The organism is Aeromicrobium piscarium (assembly GCF_007421815.1).
In the GTDB taxonomy this organism is placed as follows: Bacteria; Actinomycetota; Actinomycetes; order Propionibacteriales; family Nocardioidaceae; genus Aeromicrobium; species Aeromicrobium piscarium.
Window position 1 is genome coordinate 1 of the sequence record NZ_VLNT01000033.1, and the last position, 16,585, is coordinate 16,585.

The window sequence follows — 16,585 nt, forward strand, 5'->3', positions numbered from 1 at the left end:
CGACTCGTCGAGGGCCAAGTCGTGACCAACTGGAAACAGGCCCTCGAGCAACTCGCACTGACCTACCCCGACCGGATCAACCCCCACCTCACATGACCGGCCCTTACACAGAAATCTTGACAGGCTCGTGGCGTAGCCGGCCGCCATCGGCGCGTGACATCGCCGACGCACACCTGTTGAACACGATCCGCGACATCCATGCCGCGTCGCGGCAGACCTACGGGGTCCGACGGGTCCATGCCGAACTGCGCCTGGGTCGCCGGACCCGGTGCAGTCGCGGCCGAGTCGAACGGCTCATGGTCCTGGGCGGCCTGCAGGGCGTTCACCGCCGCAGATGGCGCCACGCAGGCGGCAGGGCGCCGGCAGTTTTCGAGGACCACGTCAAACGGGAGTTCGTCGCCGATGCGCCCGACAAGTTGTGGGTCACCGACATTCCCCCAAGCACTTCGTGCAGGGAGGTACCCCCACCCGGCACAGGACCGGTGAAGGGTGGGTCTACTGCGCTGCGGTGATCGACGTCTACTCCCGCCGCTGCGTGGGGTGGTCGATCGCTGACCACCTGCGCACCGAGCTGGTCATCGACGCCATCGACATGGCCAGGTGGCGTCGCAAACCACCACCGGGGACGGTGGTGCACTCCGATCGCGGAACCCAGTTCACGTCCTGGCTGTTCGGCAACCGCCTCCGCGAGGCCGGGCTGATGGGATCGATGGGCAAGGTCGCTTGCGCCTACGACAACTCCCTCATGGAGTCGTTCTTCGGCTCGATGCAGATCGAGCTGCTGGACCGCACAACCTGGTCGACCAGGGCCGAGCTGGCCAACGGGATCTTCGAGTGGATCGAAGCGTTCTACAACCCGACCCGGCGCCACTCGAGCCTGGACTATCTCAGCCCGATCGACTTCGAAACCCTTCACACCACCGCCGACCAGGCGGCATGATCACCACAAGAGAACCGTCCGGAAAACTCGGGACAGGTCACTTGGCATGATGACACCAACAGAGTTCGAGCAAGCCCACTACGCGGCCCTCAACCGAGAGCCGCAACCCGTATAGGAGCGGCAGCGAACCTGGGGCGGTTCACGGCCAGCAGCATGCGGGCCGCGTCGCGGTCATTGAGCGCGTTGCCGTCGGCATGAAACCGGTGCAAGCGCTCCATCGTCCATGCGTGCTCGGCCGGAGGATTGCTCGCCGCGGAGGCCGTCCGTGCCGCGGGCATGAGTCGCGCGATCGGGTCTCGGTCACCGACGAGTGAGGCAGCCATGGCGCTGCGGCTGGCGATGGGTAGCGCGTGTCCAGCGGCGACCATCTGTGCGTCGATCCGGGTGCGCGCTGCTTGGGTGCGCTGGCCGGACTCGCGGCTGTCGAGGTCGCACCACTGGTTGTCGTCGGCCCACAGCCGCAACGGGGTCGTCACGTCGATGGACTCCAGCCGGCTGCGCAGGTCTTCACTCGCGCGCTCGGCGTTGGACCGGTGGGTGGTCAGGCAGATGATCGCGACCGCGGCACCCGGCCGCGCGTGTCGTCCGAAGGGGACTTCCAGGGACTCCCACACGGCGTCACGAGCCGTCTGCGACGTCGGCAGGTCGACGCGCACCCGAGGCAGCCCCGGCGCGAACGGATACAGCACGAGCGATTCGTGCGGCGTGAACCCGAACATATGCGGCACCGCCGCCAACAGCTCGTCGTGCGAGCGCACCGAGATCTTCATGGCTGGCCTCCTGCTCAACCCGAGACGGGCGTCTCGTGTCGAACAGGTGTGTTCGCGTGGTCGGCGCCGAAGAGCAGCGTGCCCGGGGGAGCACCTCACAAGCGAGAACTCGCGCTGCCAAGTCAGGTCAGCAAGTGACCAAGGACACGCACCCGGCTGACGCGAGATCGCGCGATCCACGACATGAAGGAGTTCGACGATGGCCACGACGAAGAAGAAGCTGCCGGTGTACGTGAGCTTGGAGGAAGCTGCGGAGATTCTCTCGGTCTCCACGAAGACCGTTCGCAGGCGGATCAGTGACGGAACGATCCCCGCCTATCACTGCGGCCGGCGCCCGATCAGGATCCGTCTGGAAGACCTCGAAGGCGCCCTCCGACGCATCCCCGCAATCGACTGGTGACGGTCAGAATCGGCCAATTCGAGACATGCCAAGGACTACACAAGGACTACGGAACCAAAATAAAAACCCCTGAAATCACTGGGATTTCAGGGGTTTTCGTGTGTGGGCGATACTGGGTTTGAACCAGTGACCTCTTCCGTGTCAGGGAAGCGCGCTACCGCTGCGCCAATCGCCCGTGCTATTGAGTTGTCCTGCGAGGTGGGTACGGGATTTGAACCCGTGTAAACGGATTTGCAGTCCGTTGCCTCGCCTCTCGGCCAACCCACCACTGGATGGGTCCGGCGAGACCCGCTCCGAGCGGATGACGGGATTCGAACCCGCGACCCTCACCTTGGCAAGGTGATGCTCTACCACTGAGCCACATCCGCGCTGCCTCATCAGCAGGCGTTGAGAACATTACACGAGCACTCCCAAGCCCCCAACGTGGGGTCGGCGTAGGGTCGGGGCATGAAGGCTTGGCTGAATGGACGGGTGCTTGATTCTCCCCGTGATCCCGCGGTGAATGTACTGGACCACGGCATCGTCGTCGGTGACGGGGTGTTCGAGACGGTGGCGGTGATCGACGGTCGGCCCTTCGCGCTCACCCGTCATCTGGAGCGTCTGGCGCGCTCGGCTGAGGGGCTGGGGATCGGCGGCCCCGATCTCGGCCTCGCGCGCGAGGGCGTCGCGGCCACCTGCGACGGCCAGGAGCTTCCCTTCGGCCGGATCCGGATCACCGTGACATCGGGGGAGGGCCCGCTGGGGTCCCCGCGTGGTGGAGGCCCGCAGACGGTGATCGTCGTCAGCGAACCGGCTGAGCGCCCCGGGCCGGTGACCGCGATCGCGACCGTCCCGTGGGTGCGCAACGAGCGGAGTGCGCTTGCCGGCTTGAAGACCACGAGCTACGCGGAGAACGCGCTCATGGTCGAGTACGCGCGAGCGCGCGGAGGGTCCGAGGCGGTGATGGCCAATACGCGCGGCGAGTTGTGCGAGGGCACCGGCTCGAATGTGATGTACGCGATCGGCGGGCAGTTGGTGACGCCCACCCTCGACTCCGGGTGTCTCGCCGGGGTGACCCGGGCGCTGGCGATCGAGTGGATCGGCGCCGAGCTCGATGTGGTCGAGCGCGATGCGCCACTTGAGGTGCTGCGCGAGGCCGATGAGGTGATCCTGCTCGGCACGACGCGCAATGTGCAGGCGATCGAACGGGTCGACGACCGTGAGCTGCCGGCGCCCGGCCCGCTCACGCGCATGGCGCAGGAGATATGGGCGCGCGAGCAGGCTCAGCACGACGACCCGTGAGCTTGCACCTGACGCGACGTCAGGTCGTAGCGTCCTCGACATGAGCACACGACACGAGGTCCATCGCGAGGACGGAGAGCTGGTCGGATTCGTCCGTCCCGCCGAGGGAGGCTGGGCGATCGAGACGGTCTTCGGGCACGAGCTCGGCCGCTTCGAGCACCGCTGCGACGCCGAGGCATCCTTGGTAGCCGCGGGGCTGGCCTATCTGGCGGACCGCTGGCGACTGGCCGATGAGGGCGATCTGGCCGTGCAGATCGTCGAGGCGAGTCCCGAGCGGGTCACCGTGCAGGTGGTCGACTTCGGCGCGCCGGAGTGCCACGGGCAGCGGATCAGCCTGGAGGCTCCCGTGGGAGAGCGACTGCGGCACGAGTCGTGGCGGTGCGGGTGGAGGCCGGTTGACAGTCCTCGGGGGAGGGTGCGCTAGAGTGGCCAACGCACTGATGGGCGATTGGCGCAGTGGTAGCGCGCTTCGTTCACACCGAAGAGGTCACTGGTTCGAACCCAGTATCGCCCACCGTCAGCGAACGGCCCTCGACACACGTCGGGGGCCGTTCCCCGTTCGGTTGGAGAAGCGCGAGCGGCGCCGAGGTGATAGTGATACTGAGGTATCTCATTGCCGACGGACTCGGAGAAGAAGCCATGCGTTCACCCCGCCAGGAATCAGTCACCCTCAAGCAGTCGCCCGATGCCGTATTCGAGGCCGTGCTCGGTGTGGCCCAGAATGCGAAGAACGTCCGCATCCTGGCGGTGCACAACGAGGGCCGCAAGCTGGTCCTCCGTGAGAAAGCGAAGATGTCGAATGCCAAGTTCCAGCAGATCTGGGTCGAGGAGCAGGGCGGCGGCGCTCAGCTGAACATCGTCGTGGGCACGGATCCGCGCACCCAGAAGGCGTTGCTGGACGGCAAGGCGAACGAGAAGTCCCTCAAGAAATACGTCGAGACCGTGCAGGGTGTGCTCGGCGGGAGCGTCTCCGCTCCGGTCACCCCGGTGTCGAATCACTACCTGGCGAAGAAGACCGAGGTGCCGTGGGAGGACCCCGAGCAGGATCCGCAGATCGAGCTCGACGGCAATATCCTCGCGATCTACGGTCTCTGATCGCGCTCGGAGCGCGGCCGAGGCGGTGCTCAGGTTCGGGTGTGGACGTACAGGTCGCGCAGCAGGCACACCTCCGAGAGGTGGTGGATCAGCTCGCGGTTGATGTGGAGCACCAGCCGGGCGAGCGGGTCCTCGGCGTAGGGCCCCTCGGCATCGCCGCACGGGTCGGAGAGCCGGTCCTCGCCGAGTGACTCCACACCGGCAAGCCAGGCCGCGTACTCGCGATCCAGCTGGTCGAGGGCCTGCTGCGCTGTGGTGGCGTACTCGAAGGAGTCGTAGTCCACGGCTGGGCCGCCGAAGTGCGAGGCGTTCCGCATCGCGAGGACGCCGACGATCACGTGACCGAGGCGCCACGCGATCGTCGTGAACGGCGCGGGCTCGGGTGCCGGGAAGGCGAAGTCGATGGTCATATCGCCGGATCCCGCCTGCACGGGTGCCGTGCCGGTGCCGCGGGGGCGGATATTCCAACAGTCCGGCACCGGCTCCCAGAGGTACTCGTCGTCGGACAGTCCTTCGAGTCGCTCGCGGAGCTGTTGCGTCCAGTGCCAGTCGATCTGGTCGCGGAGCAGTTCGTTCCAGGTGTATTCGCTCATGGTCCCAGCGTCCCACCTGCGCCGGAGGGTGCCAGCTGACGAGGCGGGCGAGAGCGTCCGCTTCGTGTCAGAGTGAGGCATGACGTCGTTGTTCGCGCCCGGGAAGGTCTCACGCGTGACGTCGTGGATGGTGCTGGTGGGCGCGGTCACCTGGTGCGGTCGTCTCGTTCGCCGCCCTCGAGGCGCTGCCGTGGTGGAATCTGGTCGCTGCTCTGTGCCTGCTGGTGCTCGCCGCCGGGTACGTGCTGATGGGTCGAGGTGATCGTGCCGATACGGCATCCGGAACGCGCCGAGCAGCCTGACTATGAGGCGCTCGCGGCGAAGTGGCGCGAGCCGCGGCGGCACGAACGGCTGGCGCGTTTCAACCTCGTCTTCGTCATCTTCTGCAGCGCAGCCGCCGTGATCGCCCTGGTCCTCGACACCTCGAGGTGGTGGTCGTGGTCGCTCTACCTCGTGATGGGGATCTCGGCGGCCTTCCAGGCGCGCGACCAGTTCCGCGAGGCGGCGCGCCTGCGTCGTGAGGGAGGCGCACCCGACGACCCCTGAGGCGGTCGATCAGAACTCGGCCTCGCCGTGGGGGAGGAGGGCGGCGCCGACGCGGCGGGCCATGTCGTCGCTGAGGGAGGGGAGGCTCCGGGCGTCGAACCAACGGGCCTCGGTGTTCTCGCCGTCGGCCGGATGCGGATGGCCCGACCGCCACTCCAGTCGCCAGGTGAGGTCGACGTACTGGGTCTGATCGCCGTTGTCGTAGGTGACCATGCCGGTGACGCCCACGCGGGCCAATCGAGAGACCTGCGCGACGATGCCCGCCTCTTCGAGGGTCTCGCGAATGGCGGCCGTGGCCGGGTGTTCGCCCGGGTCGACGATGCCGGTGACCGGCGTCCATGCGCCGTTGTCGGCGCGTTTGACCATGAGCACCTGCTCGCCTTTGACCACGACGGCCGTCACCCCGCACAGCCATAGCGGGTCCGTGCCGATCTTCGCGCGCAGGTCGAGGACGAAATCGGGGGTTGCCATAGGCCGAGCGTAGGCCGGTGCGTCGAGGCCGCCCGCTGAGACTGCGGCCACTATATACCTCTTAGGTATATGGTGGCCGCATGCAGTTCCTGATCCTCGGTCTCCTGCTGGACGGACCGCTCTCGCTCTACGACGTGCGCAAGCGGTTCGCCGCGGGCATCTCGCTGTTCTATGCCGCCAGTTTCGGGAGCATCCAGCGGGCCCTGGGGCAAGTGGAATCGAAGGGCTGGGTGACGCGGGTCGACGCGGACGACTCCCGTCGCCGCAAGAAGCTCTATGTCATCGAGGACTCCGGGCGGCGCGCCTGGCGTGAGTGGATGCTGTCGCCGATCACCGGATCGGATCCCGAGCCGACGATGCTGGCGAAGGTCTACCTCCTCGGAAGCCTTCCAGCGGCGGACCGCGGCGACTGCCTGCGGATGCTGCGCGAGCGGATCGCGGCCGATGCCGACCGTCTCGTCTCGCTCGCGGCGGAACTCGACGAGACCGAGATTCCCGACGACGTCCGCGAGGTGTACCGATACCGGCGTGCGACCTTGGACCACGGCATCCGCGCGCAGGCGCTCACGGCGCGATGGCTCGACGAGCTGGAGACGTCATGACGATCGCAGCCACCGGCGTCGCTCTCGTGATGCTCGCCGCGCTCGCCCTCCTTCAGGTCCTCGCCGCGGCGGGCCGGCCCGTCGGCCGCTTCCTGTGGAGCGGCGAGTATCGCATCCTGCCGCGTCGGCTCCGTCTCGCCAGTGCCGCATCGGTCCTCGTCTACGTCGCGATCGCGGTCGTGCTCCTCAGCCGCGGACGCGCGCTTCCCGGTGGGGAGAGCGCTGCCGTGGTGATCCTCACATGGGTGGTGGTCGTCTTCTTCGTCCTGAGCGTGCCGCTCAACGCGATCTCACGCAGCCCGGCCGAACGCTGGACGATGGCCCCGGCCAGCGCGCTGTTGGCCGCGTCCGCCATCATCCTCGGCCTCGACGTGTGAACAGTCACCCGCCAGGAGGCTGCCGCGGGCTGGTGTCGCCGCAGCCGACCGCTTCGGCCACGCTGACGATCGCAGCGCGGATCATCCGTCCGTACGGGTCATCGTCGAGATGAGGGGCATGGTCCCCGGCGGCCGTGAGACGCCGGCGTGCGGCGTCGAAGGAGCCGAACCGGCGGTAGTCGTCGGCGAGGTTGAGATGGAGCGACGGATAGAGGCCCGCCACGACGAGGCCGGCGTGTTCGGCCTGGAGGCGCTCGTCGGTCACCGCATCGGCGGCGTCGAGCGCACGGAGATCCCAGACAAGTGACTCGGCGGGGTCGTCGTACAGGTCGGCGAGGTGGTGAGCGAGGGCGCAGCGGTGCAGCGGATCACCGAGGACGCCGATCTCGCGCCACAGCTTCAGCAGCAGGTCGCGTGCTGTGTCCACCTCGCCGCTCCGCCCGAGCGCCACGGCCTCGGTGATGGCCTCCATCGGGTTCGTCGGTGAGGCGGCGGGGTCAGGCATGATCGAGTTCCTGTTCATCGAGGACGACGGGCATGGCCACTGTGGTGAGATCCCCGTCATCGGCCGAGCGGATCGTGACGGGTCGATCCGGGCCGCGTGCCTCGATCATCACGTCGGGACCGATGCCGGCGATGATCGCCGGATGCAGCGTCGTCAGCGCGAACGCGATCCGCAGGGGGTCTCCCGTCATCCGCCCGGGCAGGAGCACCCGGCCCTCGGGTGTCGACAGCTCGATGCCGGTGGAGCCGATGTCCAGGACGAGCCGGTCCCCGGCGTGATGCTCGAGGAGTCGCCAGAGCTCGTGCCGCGACACCGTCACGCGCGTACAAGGGGCTGGCAGGGCCTCGAGCATCAGCCGGTAGTCGGGAAAGTCCCCGTCGAGGATCCGGCAGCGGCGCGTCGGACCTCCATCGTGTCGCCATCGCACGTCGCGTGCGGTGCTCTCGACCTCCACGCGGGACGCGCGGCGCAACTCGGACATCGCCTCGCGCAGCTGGTCCCCGTCGACGGTGCCCGACCACGGCACCCCCTCCACGTCTCCCGCGGCCAGTGAACGACTGGCGAGGCGGTAGCGGTCGGTCGCGATGAGAATCAACGCGTCCGCGGACCTCTCCAGGCGGACGCCCGCGAGCGCTGGAGCGGCGAGATGGTGGATCGTCGCGGTGAGCACCTGCTCGATCGCCGCGGCCAGTACCGGACCCCGGAACGACCCCAACGGGCACGGCACATCGTCGTACAGCTCAGTGGTGAAGTCCGTGGCCGCGCGCCGTCTGCGCCGCAGATCGTCGTTCGCCGCCGACAGATGCTCGTCCAGGAGCCGGGAGCTCTCGGCGGCATCGGCGGCGAGGGCCTTGACGACGTCGGGGAGTGGAAGCCCGACCTCGCGGAGCCGGCGGATCGCCACCGCGCGATCCGCCTGCGCGCTGCTGTAGCGACGGTATCCCGTGGTGGCATCGACATCGGCGGGCGACAGCAGTCCGTAGTCGTCGTAGAAGCGCAGGGCGCTCGCGGTCAGACCGCATCGTCGGGCGAAGGCGCTGATCGACATGAGCTCAGAAGGGGGCACCTCGTCATCGTGAGCCTTCATCCGGCGTGAAGGTCAAGTGTCACGCTCGGTGCGCCGCTCACGACGACGGCGCGCTGCCTCGTAGGCGGTGTCCAGCAGCTCGCGCGCGGCGGCGTCGGTGGCCTCGCCCGGCTCGACGACCGCCAGCCACCCGTGAGCGCCGTAGACCGGATGAGCGAAGATCCGGTCGTCCAGGTGGGGTGTCGGCTCGGGCGTGTGCTCGCGTGGGGCGGCCCCGACGTGCCGCTCGAAGGCCTCGCGCCCTGCGGCGATGTTGAGCCGAAACCGTCCGGGAGGATCGAGTCGTGACCCGGTGTCGTCGGGATAGTCCTTGGTGACGATGGTGGCGAACGGCTGGGTCGGCGGGATGCTCCGGGTGGGGGAGTAGAAGAAGAACACGTCGCCCCAGGCGAGCTCGGGCGTGCCGTCGCCCTCCTGTGGTCGCATCGTCACGACATTCTCGTGCGCGGTCACGTGGGCGATGATGTCGTCGATCGTCATGGCCCTACGGTCTCATTCCTGTTAGCGCATGGAGCGGTGAGTTGCGCACCTCTCGAGTGTGGGAGCGGTGGGATAGGCACGTGTCCGGAGCGTCGAGAGGTGCCTATCCCACCGCCCACCCGGGGTTCGCGGCGACCGTGTGAGCTGTCCTGGCTCGGCCACGGACGCTCCGTTCAGCGGGTCGCCCGGCGGCGCAGCAGGATGATCGCGAAGACCGGCACCCCGATGAGCGCGGTCGCGACACCCACGGGAAGCTCCTGGGGATCCAGCATGGTCCGTGCGGCCGTGTCGACCCAGACCAGGAAGATCGCGCCGGTGACCGCCGCGATCGGCACCAGCCGGCGATGGCTCGCGCCGACCAGACCCCGTGCGATGTGCGGTAGCACCAGGCCGACGAAGCCGATGGCGCCGGACGTGCTCACGATCACAGCGGTCATCAACGCCGTCAGCAGCAACAGCACGAGGCGGATCGCTCCGACATTGACGCCCAGCGAGGCCGCGGCCTTCTCGCCGAAGGCGAAGGCGTCGAGCGAGGCCGCGCAGGCCACACACACCACCAGCCCGATCACGACCACCAGCGTCACCACCGTGACATCGCGCCAGGATGCGCTCGACAACGATCCCAACAGCCAGAACAGGACGCCGCGAGTCTGCTCGGCATCTGCGGCGGTGAAGACGATGAACGACGTCAAGGCCGAGAACAACTGCGTGGCCGCGACGCCGGACAGCACGACGCGATCAGTGGTGCCACCCGCCGCGGTCGCGAGGATCAGCACGAGCGCGAAAGCGGCGAGCGCGCCGAGGAACGCCCCGCCGGCCAAGCCGATGCTTCCCGCGCCGATGCCGAGGACGACCACCAGTACCGCACCGGTCGACGCACCGGAGGAGACGCCGAGGATGAACGGGTCGGCGAGCGGATTGCGCAACAGCGACTGCAGGATCACGCCGCAGACCGCAAGGCCCGCACCGCACGCCGCAGCGAGCAGCGTGCGGGGAAGACGCAGGTTCCAGACGATGCCGTCCTGGATCCGGCTCAATCCGGACGGTCCTCCGCTCACCTTCGACCACACGACGTCGAAGACCTCGCGGGGGCTGATGTCCGACGGTCCGATGGTCACCGCGACCGCGATCGAGCACAGCAGCGCAGCGATACCGGCAGCGCCCAACAGCCAGGCGCGCCGCGTGAGGGTCACTGCGAGAGGCCGAGCTCGCGCAGGCCGGCGGCGACCTGCTCGACACCGTCGACGGTCCGGATGGAGGGGTTCATCGCCGCTCCTGTCAAGGAGATGAAGCGGTCCTCCTTGACCGCCGTCATCTCACTCGCGACCGGGTGGTTCTTCAAGAAGTCGATCTTGGCCTCGGCGGTCTCGGCCGTCTGGCTCTTCCTGGTGAGGTCGCCGATGACGATGACATCGGGATTACGGGTCGCGACGGTCTCCCAGTTGATCTGGGGCCATTCCTCCTGGCTGTCGTCGAAGACGTTGTCCAGGCCGAGGGTCCGGCTGATGATGCCGGGGGCCCCGCAGCAGCCGGCCATATAGGGCGACTCGCTGTTGGCGAACCAGAACAGGACGCTCACCTCGTCCTCGGGAGCGCCCGAGGCGGCAGCCTCCATGCGCGAACGCAGCTCGGCGACCAGTTCCTCACCCTGGTCCTGGACGCCGAAGACCTCGGCGAGCTCGGTGACCTCCTGGTAAACCGTGTCGATCTCCAGGGTGCTGTCACGTGAGCCGTCCTCGCTCGTCGCGTCATCCTTCCCGCACTCGGCGGGGGAGAGATAGGAGGGGACGCCGAGCTCGGCGAGTGCCTCGGGAGTGGTGACGCCACCCTCGCCGAGGGTGCCGAGGAAGGAGGCGGTGACGAGATCCGGTTCCGCTTCCAGCACGCGCTCATAGGAGGGCGCGTTGTCGGCGAGGCGTTCGACCTTGTCGTTCTCCTCTTCCAGTCCCTCGCGGACGGGATCGGTCCAGGTGGCGGTTCCGGCCATGCGATCGGCGAGTCCCAGCGAGAGCAGGATCTCGGTCGAGCCCTGGTTGAGGGAGACGGCGCGCTCCGGTGGCGCCTCGACCGTCAACTCGCGACCACAGTTGTCGAGGGTCACCGGGTAGCCGTCGGCCGATGCGGTGGCGTCGCTGTCGTCGGTCGAGCCGGAGCAGGCCGCCAGGGCGAGTGAGCCGGCGAGGGCGAGAGAGATGAGGGGGCGGAAGGAGATGGTGGGCATGAGCCAGCACCTTTCGAGGTCGGGGCCCTGTCGCGGAGCCCGGGCGAGACCTCCCGGCGGTCGCCGTGAGGGCCAGCAGGTCTTCGGACTCGGGGTCGTCCGGGGCGTGCGCCTTCCCAGAACCCGTCCAGTGGCGTCGTGCACGTCCCGTCGCCCTCACCGCTGCGCGTCAGTCCCGGATTCGCACCGGGTTCCCTGACCCCCACGGGGGGTACGACTGGCGTAGCGCACGCTAGCAGCTCGGCCGGCTCCCGCCACCCGTCGGGCGGTGGGATACGCACCTCTCGTCTCTCGGGGCGGTGACTCACGCACGTCTCACCATCCACGACGGGTGCGTAGCGCACCGCCACGAAGCCCAGAGGTGCGCCACTCACCGCCCCGGTGAACGGAGGAGGCGTGTTTGGCCTGCCCTGCCAAGACCACAACATCTTGGGGGTTACATGCGTGTGATTTGTGTATATAGTGGCGAACGCAGCTGGTTCGGCTCCTCCTCGGAGGGGTCGTCGTAAGAGGGAATCCGGTGAGAAACCGGGACTGCCCCGCAGCGGTGAGTGGGAACGACCGGTGTCATCAGCACTGGGCCAGACGGCCTGGGAAGCGACACCCAGTAGGAACGACCAGTGCCCACAAGTCCGAAGACCTGCCAGTGCCTCGGCATCCCGATGATGCCGGGGGTCCGCGATCGCGAGGGACGATCCAGGGCTCGAAACGGCACGGCCGTCGTCCCTACCCTCCGTGAGCGGATCGCCGCGAGCACTCGTTCACGAGGGGTGAACCGATGTCCACTGCACTGACCGTCATCAAGCGCGACGGCACCCGTGTCCCGTACGACGGCTACCAGATCGCTCTGTCGATCGAGGAGGCCGCCACCGGACTGCCCGATCCCGTCACCCGCGCCACCCAGCTGCGCTCGGAGCTGGAGATCACGCTCTTCGACGGCATCACGAGCGAACAGCTCGACGAGGCCGTCATCGGCGTGGCCCTGCAGAACGTCAAGGACGACCCCGCCTTCGACACGATCGCCGCGCGACTGCTCATCAAGAGCCTCTACAAGAAGATCTTCGGCGAAGGCGTGACCCGCGACGAGGTGTACGCGCTGTGCGGCCCGGCCTTCGTCCGTTCCATCACTCGGGGCGTCGAGCTCGGGCTCCTCGACACCCGCCTCGTCGAGCTCTTCGACCTCGACCTGCTCGGCTCTGCGCTGGACCCTGATCGCGACGATCTACTGCGCTACATCGGCGCGCAGACGATGCGCAACCGGTACATGATCACCGAGCCCGACGGCACCCCGCTGGAGACGCCCCAGTTCTTCTGGATGCGCGTCGCGATGGGGCTCTCACTCAACGAGGCCGAGCCCACGCAGGCCGCCTTGGCGTTCTACGACTCGATGTCGCGCCTGGAGTACCTCGCCGCCGGGTCCACCCTGGTCAACGCCGGCACCGCGTACGCGCAGCTGTCGAACTGCTTCGTCATGCAGACCGAGGACGATATCGAGCACATCGCCAAGACCGTGCGCGATGTCATGTGGCTCACCAAGGGCACCGGCGGCATCGGGCTGTCGATGACCAAGCTGCGCTCGGAGGGATCGCCGATCCGTTCCAACAACACTCGCAGCACCGGGCCGATCCCGTTCATGCACACGATCGACTCGACGCTGCGCGCCGTCAGCCGCGGTGGCAAGAAGTTCGGCGCCCTCTGCTTCTACCTGGAGAACTGGCACCTCGACTTCGCGCAGTTCCTCGACCTGCGGCAGAACTCCGGGGACCCGTATCGGCGCACCCGCACCGCCAACACGGCGGTGTGGATCAGCGACGAGTTCATGAAGCGCGTCGCGAATGACGAGCCTTGGTACCTCTTCGACCCGCTCGAGGTGCCCGACCTCGTCGAGCTCACCGGCCGCGAGTTCAGCCGCCGATACGCCGACTACGCCGCCAAGGCCGAGGCGGGGGAGCTGCGCCATAAGAAGCTGAACGCCCGCGAGCAGTGGCGCGCGATCCTCATCAGCCTGCAGACCACCTCGCATCCCTGGATCACGTGGAAGGACACGATCAACACCCGGGCCCTCAACGACAACACCGGGACGATCCACCTGTCGAACCTGTGCACCGAGATCACGTTGCCGCAGGATCGCGACAACGTGGCGGTGTGCAATCTCGCCTCGATCAACCTCGCGCGACATGTGGTCGGGCGCCGCGGCGATGCCGTCGTCGAGTGGGACCGGCTGGCCGCGTCAGTGCGCCGGGCCGTGCGGCAGCTCGACAATCTCGTCGACATCACGATCAGCTCGGTCCCCGAATCGGAGCACTCGAATGAACGCAACCGCGCTCTTGGCCTGGGCGTCATGGGCTTCACCGATGTGGTCGAGCGCTTCGGCTGGTCCTATGCGAGCGAGCAGTCCTATGACCTGATCGACCGGCTCCTGGAGTTCGTGAGCTGGCACGCCATCGACGCCTCGGCGGAGCTCGCGGCCGAGCGGGGGGCCTACCCGAACTTCGCCGGTTCGGGCTGGAGCAAGGGTCTCGTGCCGGTGGACACCCTGGATCGTCTCGAGGCCGACCGTGGGGTGCCGCTCGATGTCGACCGCAGCACCCGGTTGGATTGGGACGCGTTGCGCCGCAAGGTGGCCGGCGGGATGCGCAACTCGACGCTCATGGCGATCGCTCCGACCGCCTCGATCGGTCTGGTCGCGGGCACGACTCCCGGCCTGGATCCGCAGTTCAGCCAGATCTTCAGCCGCGCCACGAGCGCGGGCAAGTTCCTGGAGGTCAATCGCAATCTCGTGGAGGACCTGCGTGAGCGTGGGCTGTGGGACGAGCTGCGCGACGATCTGCTCCGTCACCAGGGCGATCTCTCGCAGGTCGAGGGGGCTCCGGCCGATCTGGTCGAGATCTATCAGACGAGCTTCCAGCTCACGCCGTATGCCTTCGTCGAGGTGGCGGCGCGTGCGCAGAAGTGGATCGATCAGGCGATCAGCCGCAATATCTACCTGGCGAGTCGCGAGGTGGACGGCATGGTCGATCTGTACAGCGCGGCGTGGCGCAAGGGCGTCAAGACGACCTACTACCTGCACATGATGCCGCGACACACCGCGGAACAGAGCACCGTCAAGGTCAACAAGTCCGAGGCCGTCACCCCGGCCTCGGGCGGCGCGCAGCGCCGAGGCTTCGGTGCCGCCACGGCACCCGCGGCGCCGGCCAAACGCGGTTTCGGCTCGGTCGCTCCGACGTCGGCGCCGGTGGCGGAGGCCGAGCCCGTCGTGCCCGAGGAGGCGCAGGAGCTCGAGGTCGTCGACGGCGCCGCGTGCCCGATCGACCCCCAAGAGCGCCTCCAGTGCGACTCCTGCCAGTGATCATCCGGCCCGCCCCCGCGTTGAGTGTGACGTTTGGACGGTGGAACGGGCCTTCTTGGCGTCCAAACGTCACACTCAACGCGAAAGTGAGGGCACGATGACGCGAGGGATCCTGGGAACGGGGATCGAGGAAGGGCTGCTGCTGAAGCCCGTCACCTATCCGTGGGCGATGGAGCTGTACGACCAGGCCGTGGCGAACACGTGGTTCCCCAATGAGGTGCAGCTGGGCGAGGACCTCGGCGACTTCGAGCGGATGAGCGATGACGAGCGGCACGCGCTGACCCATCTGATGAGCTACTTCAACCCGAACGAGCTGCTGGTCAACAAGGCGCTGGCGTTCGGCGTCTATCCCTATGTCAACGCCGCCGAGTGCCACCTCTACCTCGCCAAGCAGATGTGGGAGGAGGCCAACCACTGCATGAGCTTCGAGTATGTGCTTGAGACCTTCCCGATCGACCGGGAAGCCGCGTACGAGTCCCACGTGACCGTGCCGTCTATGGCGGCCAAGGAGGCCTTCGAGGTCCGCTTCATCAAGCGGATGACCGAGCAGACCCTCGACATCACCACCACCGGGGGCAAGCAGGACTTCGTGCGCAATCTGGTGGCCTACAACGTCATCTTGGAGGGCATCTGGTTCTACTCGGGATTCATGGTGGCGCTCAGCTTCCGGCAGCGGAATCTGCTGCGCAACTTCGGGTCCCTCATCGACTGGATCGTGCGCGACGAGAGCCTGCATCTGAAGTTCGGCATCAACCTGATCCTCACCGTGCTCGACGAGAACCCCGATGTGGCGACCCCGGAGTTCGCCGCCGAGATCCAGCAGATGGTCCTCGACGCCGTGGAGATGGAGGAGGCCTACAACCGGGATCTGCTGCCGAACGGCATCCTCGGGTTGAATGCGGACTACATCAATCAGTACGTGCGCTACTTGGCCGACCGACGGCTCGAGGAGCTGGGCTTCGAGGCGCACTACGGCGTCGGCAATCCGGCGAAGTGGATGGCGACGGCGAACGACACCCTGCAGCTCGTCAACTTCTTCGAGTCGATCAACACCTCCTATGAGGTCAACGCGAAGGCCTGACGATGAGCTGCGTGTCCTTCCTGACACCCGGGCAGCGAGCCGCTCTGCGGCGTGCTGGGGGAGACGGACCCCTCTCACGGTTCGTCTCCCCACCGACCACCGAGGCGAAGCTCCGGCGGCTCCGGCTGATGGCCCTCGACCCGGACCACCGCATCCGCGAGAGCGCGGCACTCGCGGTCCACGCGCCCGCCGATGTCCTGCGGGCGCTGACCGCCGATGGCGCACCGAGCGTGCGCTGCTGTGTGGCTCGCAATCCGGCCACCCCGGTGTCATCGCTCGAACTGCTGGCTGGCGACGAGGTGGCCCAGGTGCGTGGGTGGGTCGCGGCCCACCCGGGTATCCCGGTCGAGTTGTCGGACCGTCTCGCGACCGACCCCGACCCACAGGTGCGCGGTGTCGTCGCCTGGGCCCGTGGCTGGCCCTCGTGAGCACCGAGTGCGTGCGACACGGCGCTCACCATCTCTTGATGTTCGAATGCTTGTTCGATACTATAGGTGTATGAGTTCGGGGGATCTGGCGTGGCGGCTGCGGGAGACCGCAGCGTTGTTGGATGCGTTCGCGCCTTCGACGGATGCGTTGCGGGTGCTGGAAGAGGTGCGGAATGCGGTGGACGCTGCCCAGGCCGCGTTGACCGCTGAGTTGTCCGAGACGCTGGAGTATGAGGTCGAGGGGTATAGCTCGGTGACGGCGTGGTTACGCGATCAGCTCCGGGTGAGCTCGCGGCGGGCGAGTGAGCTGGTCCGGTCTGGGGTGACGCTGAAGCAGATCCCCGAGGCCGCCGAGCTAG

21 protein-coding genes, 4 tRNA genes and 2 riboswitches are annotated in these 16,585 nt (G+C 67.6%); of the genes, 14 read left to right on the top strand and 11 right to left on the bottom strand.

The annotated features are described in order from the left end of the window. Nucleotides 1-92: 92 nt before the first annotated feature. The gene (locus FNM00_RS19595; protein ID WP_143914977.1) at nucleotides 93-512 is read left to right on the top strand and encodes an IS3 family transposase; all 420 of its coding nucleotides are present in this window, start codon (nucleotides 93-95) and stop codon (nucleotides 510-512) included. Further along, the gene (locus FNM00_RS18310; RefSeq protein WP_185973249.1) at nucleotides 449-940 is read left to right on the top strand and encodes an IS3 family transposase; all 492 of its coding nucleotides are present in this window, start codon (nucleotides 449-451) and stop codon (nucleotides 938-940) included. The genes FNM00_RS19595 and FNM00_RS18310 overlap by 64 nt, the downstream gene beginning before the upstream one ends. Before the next feature lie 89 nt (nucleotides 941-1,029). Here the strand turns inward: FNM00_RS18310 and FNM00_RS18315 are convergent, their stop codons facing one another. Next, nucleotides 1,030-1,710 carry a DUF4192 family protein gene (locus FNM00_RS18315; protein WP_143914979.1) on the bottom strand — a complete coding sequence of 227 codons (681 nt, stop codon included), beginning with the start codon at nucleotides 1,708-1,710 and terminating at the stop codon, nucleotides 1,030-1,032. Between the two features lie 199 nt (nucleotides 1,711-1,909). Between FNM00_RS18315 and FNM00_RS18320 the strand changes: the two genes are divergently transcribed. Further along, a complete protein-coding gene (locus FNM00_RS18320; RefSeq protein ID WP_143914980.1) occupies nucleotides 1,910-2,110 on the top strand; it encodes a helix-turn-helix domain-containing protein in 201 nt (66 codons plus the stop codon). A 103-nt stretch (nucleotides 2,111-2,213) separates the two neighbouring features. Here FNM00_RS18320 and FNM00_RS18325 read toward each other — a convergent pair. The 3 genes from FNM00_RS18325 to FNM00_RS18335 form a co-directional block, all read right to left on the bottom strand. Then, nucleotides 2,214-2,285, bottom strand: a tRNA-Val gene (locus FNM00_RS18325). A 21-nt stretch (nucleotides 2,286-2,306) separates the two neighbouring features. Then, nucleotides 2,307-2,377: transfer RNA gene (locus FNM00_RS18330), tRNA-Cys, on the bottom strand. A gap of 29 nt (nucleotides 2,378-2,406) precedes the next feature. After that, nucleotides 2,407-2,478, bottom strand: a tRNA-Gly gene (locus FNM00_RS18335). Between the two features lie 79 nt (nucleotides 2,479-2,557). Between FNM00_RS18335 and FNM00_RS18340 the strand changes: the two genes are divergently transcribed. The 4 genes from FNM00_RS18340 to FNM00_RS18355 all read left to right on the top strand — a co-directional run bounded on the left by FNM00_RS18340 (nucleotide 2,558) and on the right by FNM00_RS18355 (nucleotide 4,486). Beyond that, on the top strand, nucleotides 2,558-3,391 hold the full coding sequence (locus tag FNM00_RS18340) for an aminotransferase class IV (protein ID WP_143914981.1): 834 nt from the start codon (nucleotides 2,558-2,560) through the stop codon (nucleotides 3,389-3,391). Nucleotides 3,392-3,431: 40 nt separating this feature from the next. Beyond that, nucleotides 3,432-3,815 carry a hypothetical protein gene (locus FNM00_RS18345; RefSeq protein ID WP_143914982.1) on the top strand — a complete coding sequence of 128 codons (384 nt, stop codon included), beginning with the start codon at nucleotides 3,432-3,434 and terminating at the stop codon, nucleotides 3,813-3,815. 18 nt (nucleotides 3,816-3,833) lie between these two features. Continuing rightward, nucleotides 3,834-3,905: transfer RNA gene (locus FNM00_RS18350), tRNA-Val, on the top strand. 125 nt (nucleotides 3,906-4,030) lie between these two features. Then, complete coding sequence (locus FNM00_RS18355) at nucleotides 4,031-4,486, top strand: hypothetical protein (RefSeq protein ID WP_143914983.1); 456 nt, start codon at nucleotides 4,031-4,033, stop codon at nucleotides 4,484-4,486. Between the two features lie 29 nt (nucleotides 4,487-4,515). On the opposite strand, the gene FNM00_RS18360 is transcribed toward FNM00_RS18355, so the two are convergent. Continuing rightward, nucleotides 4,516-5,079, bottom strand: a complete 564-nt coding sequence (locus FNM00_RS18360; RefSeq protein ID WP_143914984.1) for a DinB family protein — start codon at nucleotides 5,077-5,079, stop codon at nucleotides 4,516-4,518. A 258-nt stretch (nucleotides 5,080-5,337) separates the two neighbouring features. Here FNM00_RS18360 and FNM00_RS18365 point away from each other — a divergent pair, with 258 nt between their 5' ends. Further along, a complete protein-coding gene (locus FNM00_RS18365) occupies nucleotides 5,338-5,625 on the top strand; it encodes a hypothetical protein (protein WP_221933820.1) in 288 nt (95 codons plus the stop codon). 9 nt (nucleotides 5,626-5,634) lie between these two features. On the opposite strand, the gene FNM00_RS18370 is transcribed toward FNM00_RS18365, so the two are convergent. Beyond that, on the bottom strand, nucleotides 5,635-6,096 hold the full coding sequence (locus FNM00_RS18370) for an NUDIX hydrolase (protein WP_143914986.1): 462 nt from the start codon (nucleotides 6,094-6,096) through the stop codon (nucleotides 5,635-5,637). 80 nt (nucleotides 6,097-6,176) lie between these two features. Here FNM00_RS18370 and FNM00_RS18375 point away from each other — a divergent pair, with 80 nt between their 5' ends. Then, nucleotides 6,177-6,698, top strand: a complete 522-nt coding sequence (locus FNM00_RS18375) for a PadR family transcriptional regulator (protein WP_143914987.1) — start codon at nucleotides 6,177-6,179, stop codon at nucleotides 6,696-6,698. Further along, on the top strand, nucleotides 6,695-7,075 hold the full coding sequence (locus FNM00_RS18380; RefSeq protein ID WP_143914988.1) for a hypothetical protein: 381 nt from the start codon (nucleotides 6,695-6,697) through the stop codon (nucleotides 7,073-7,075). Before FNM00_RS18375 ends, FNM00_RS18380 begins: the two co-directional genes overlap by 4 nt. A gap of 4 nt (nucleotides 7,076-7,079) precedes the next feature. Here FNM00_RS18380 and FNM00_RS18385 read toward each other — a convergent pair whose 3' ends face one another. The 5 genes from FNM00_RS18385 to FNM00_RS18405 form a co-directional block, all read right to left on the bottom strand. Next, on the bottom strand, nucleotides 7,080-7,580 hold the full coding sequence (locus FNM00_RS18385; RefSeq protein ID WP_185973250.1) for a hypothetical protein: 501 nt from the start codon (nucleotides 7,578-7,580) through the stop codon (nucleotides 7,080-7,082). Next, entirely contained in the window at nucleotides 7,573-8,667 is a 1,095-nt protein-coding gene (locus tag FNM00_RS18390; protein ID WP_221933821.1) for a DNA polymerase III subunit beta family protein, read from the bottom strand. The genes FNM00_RS18385 and FNM00_RS18390 overlap by 8 nt, the downstream gene beginning before the upstream one ends. 12 nt (nucleotides 8,668-8,679) lie before the next feature. Then, on the bottom strand, nucleotides 8,680-9,147 hold the full coding sequence (locus FNM00_RS18395) for a DUF6194 family protein (RefSeq protein ID WP_143914990.1): 468 nt from the start codon (nucleotides 9,145-9,147) through the stop codon (nucleotides 8,680-8,682). A gap of 173 nt (nucleotides 9,148-9,320) precedes the next feature. Further along, entirely contained in the window at nucleotides 9,321-10,340 is a 1,020-nt protein-coding gene (locus tag FNM00_RS18400; protein ID WP_143914991.1) for a FecCD family ABC transporter permease, read from the bottom strand. Beyond that, nucleotides 10,337-11,368 (bottom strand): ABC transporter substrate-binding protein, encoded by a 1,032-nt coding sequence (locus FNM00_RS18405; RefSeq protein WP_143914992.1) that lies wholly within the window; start codon nucleotides 11,366-11,368, stop codon nucleotides 10,337-10,339. The genes FNM00_RS18400 and FNM00_RS18405 overlap by 4 nt, the downstream gene beginning before the upstream one ends. A 71-nt stretch (nucleotides 11,369-11,439) precedes the next feature. Continuing rightward, nucleotides 11,440-11,590: riboswitch (cobalamin riboswitch) on the bottom strand. 236 nt (nucleotides 11,591-11,826) lie between these two features. Beyond that, nucleotides 11,827-12,030: riboswitch (cobalamin riboswitch) on the top strand. A 116-nt stretch (nucleotides 12,031-12,146) separates the two neighbouring features. Between FNM00_RS18405 and FNM00_RS18410 the strand changes: the two genes are divergently transcribed. From FNM00_RS18410 to FNM00_RS18920, 4 genes are all read left to right on the top strand, one after another. Next, nucleotides 12,147-14,717, top strand: coding sequence for a ribonucleoside-diphosphate reductase subunit alpha (locus FNM00_RS18410; RefSeq protein ID WP_143914993.1), 2,571 nt, complete (start codon nucleotides 12,147-12,149; stop codon nucleotides 14,715-14,717). A 97-nt stretch (nucleotides 14,718-14,814) separates the two neighbouring features. Then, nucleotides 14,815-15,798: a ribonucleotide-diphosphate reductase subunit beta gene (locus tag FNM00_RS18415; protein WP_143914994.1), complete on the top strand. Its 984-nt coding sequence runs from the start codon at nucleotides 14,815-14,817 to the stop codon at nucleotides 15,796-15,798. An 11-nt stretch (nucleotides 15,799-15,809) separates the two neighbouring features. After that, entirely contained in the window at nucleotides 15,810-16,226 is a 417-nt protein-coding gene (locus tag FNM00_RS18915; protein WP_185973251.1) for a hypothetical protein, read from the top strand. A 70-nt stretch (nucleotides 16,227-16,296) separates the two neighbouring features. After that, nucleotides 16,297-16,585, top strand: a 289-nt coding sequence (locus tag FNM00_RS18920) for a DUF222 domain-containing protein (RefSeq protein ID WP_185973252.1), incomplete at its 3' end; no start/stop codon positions are given.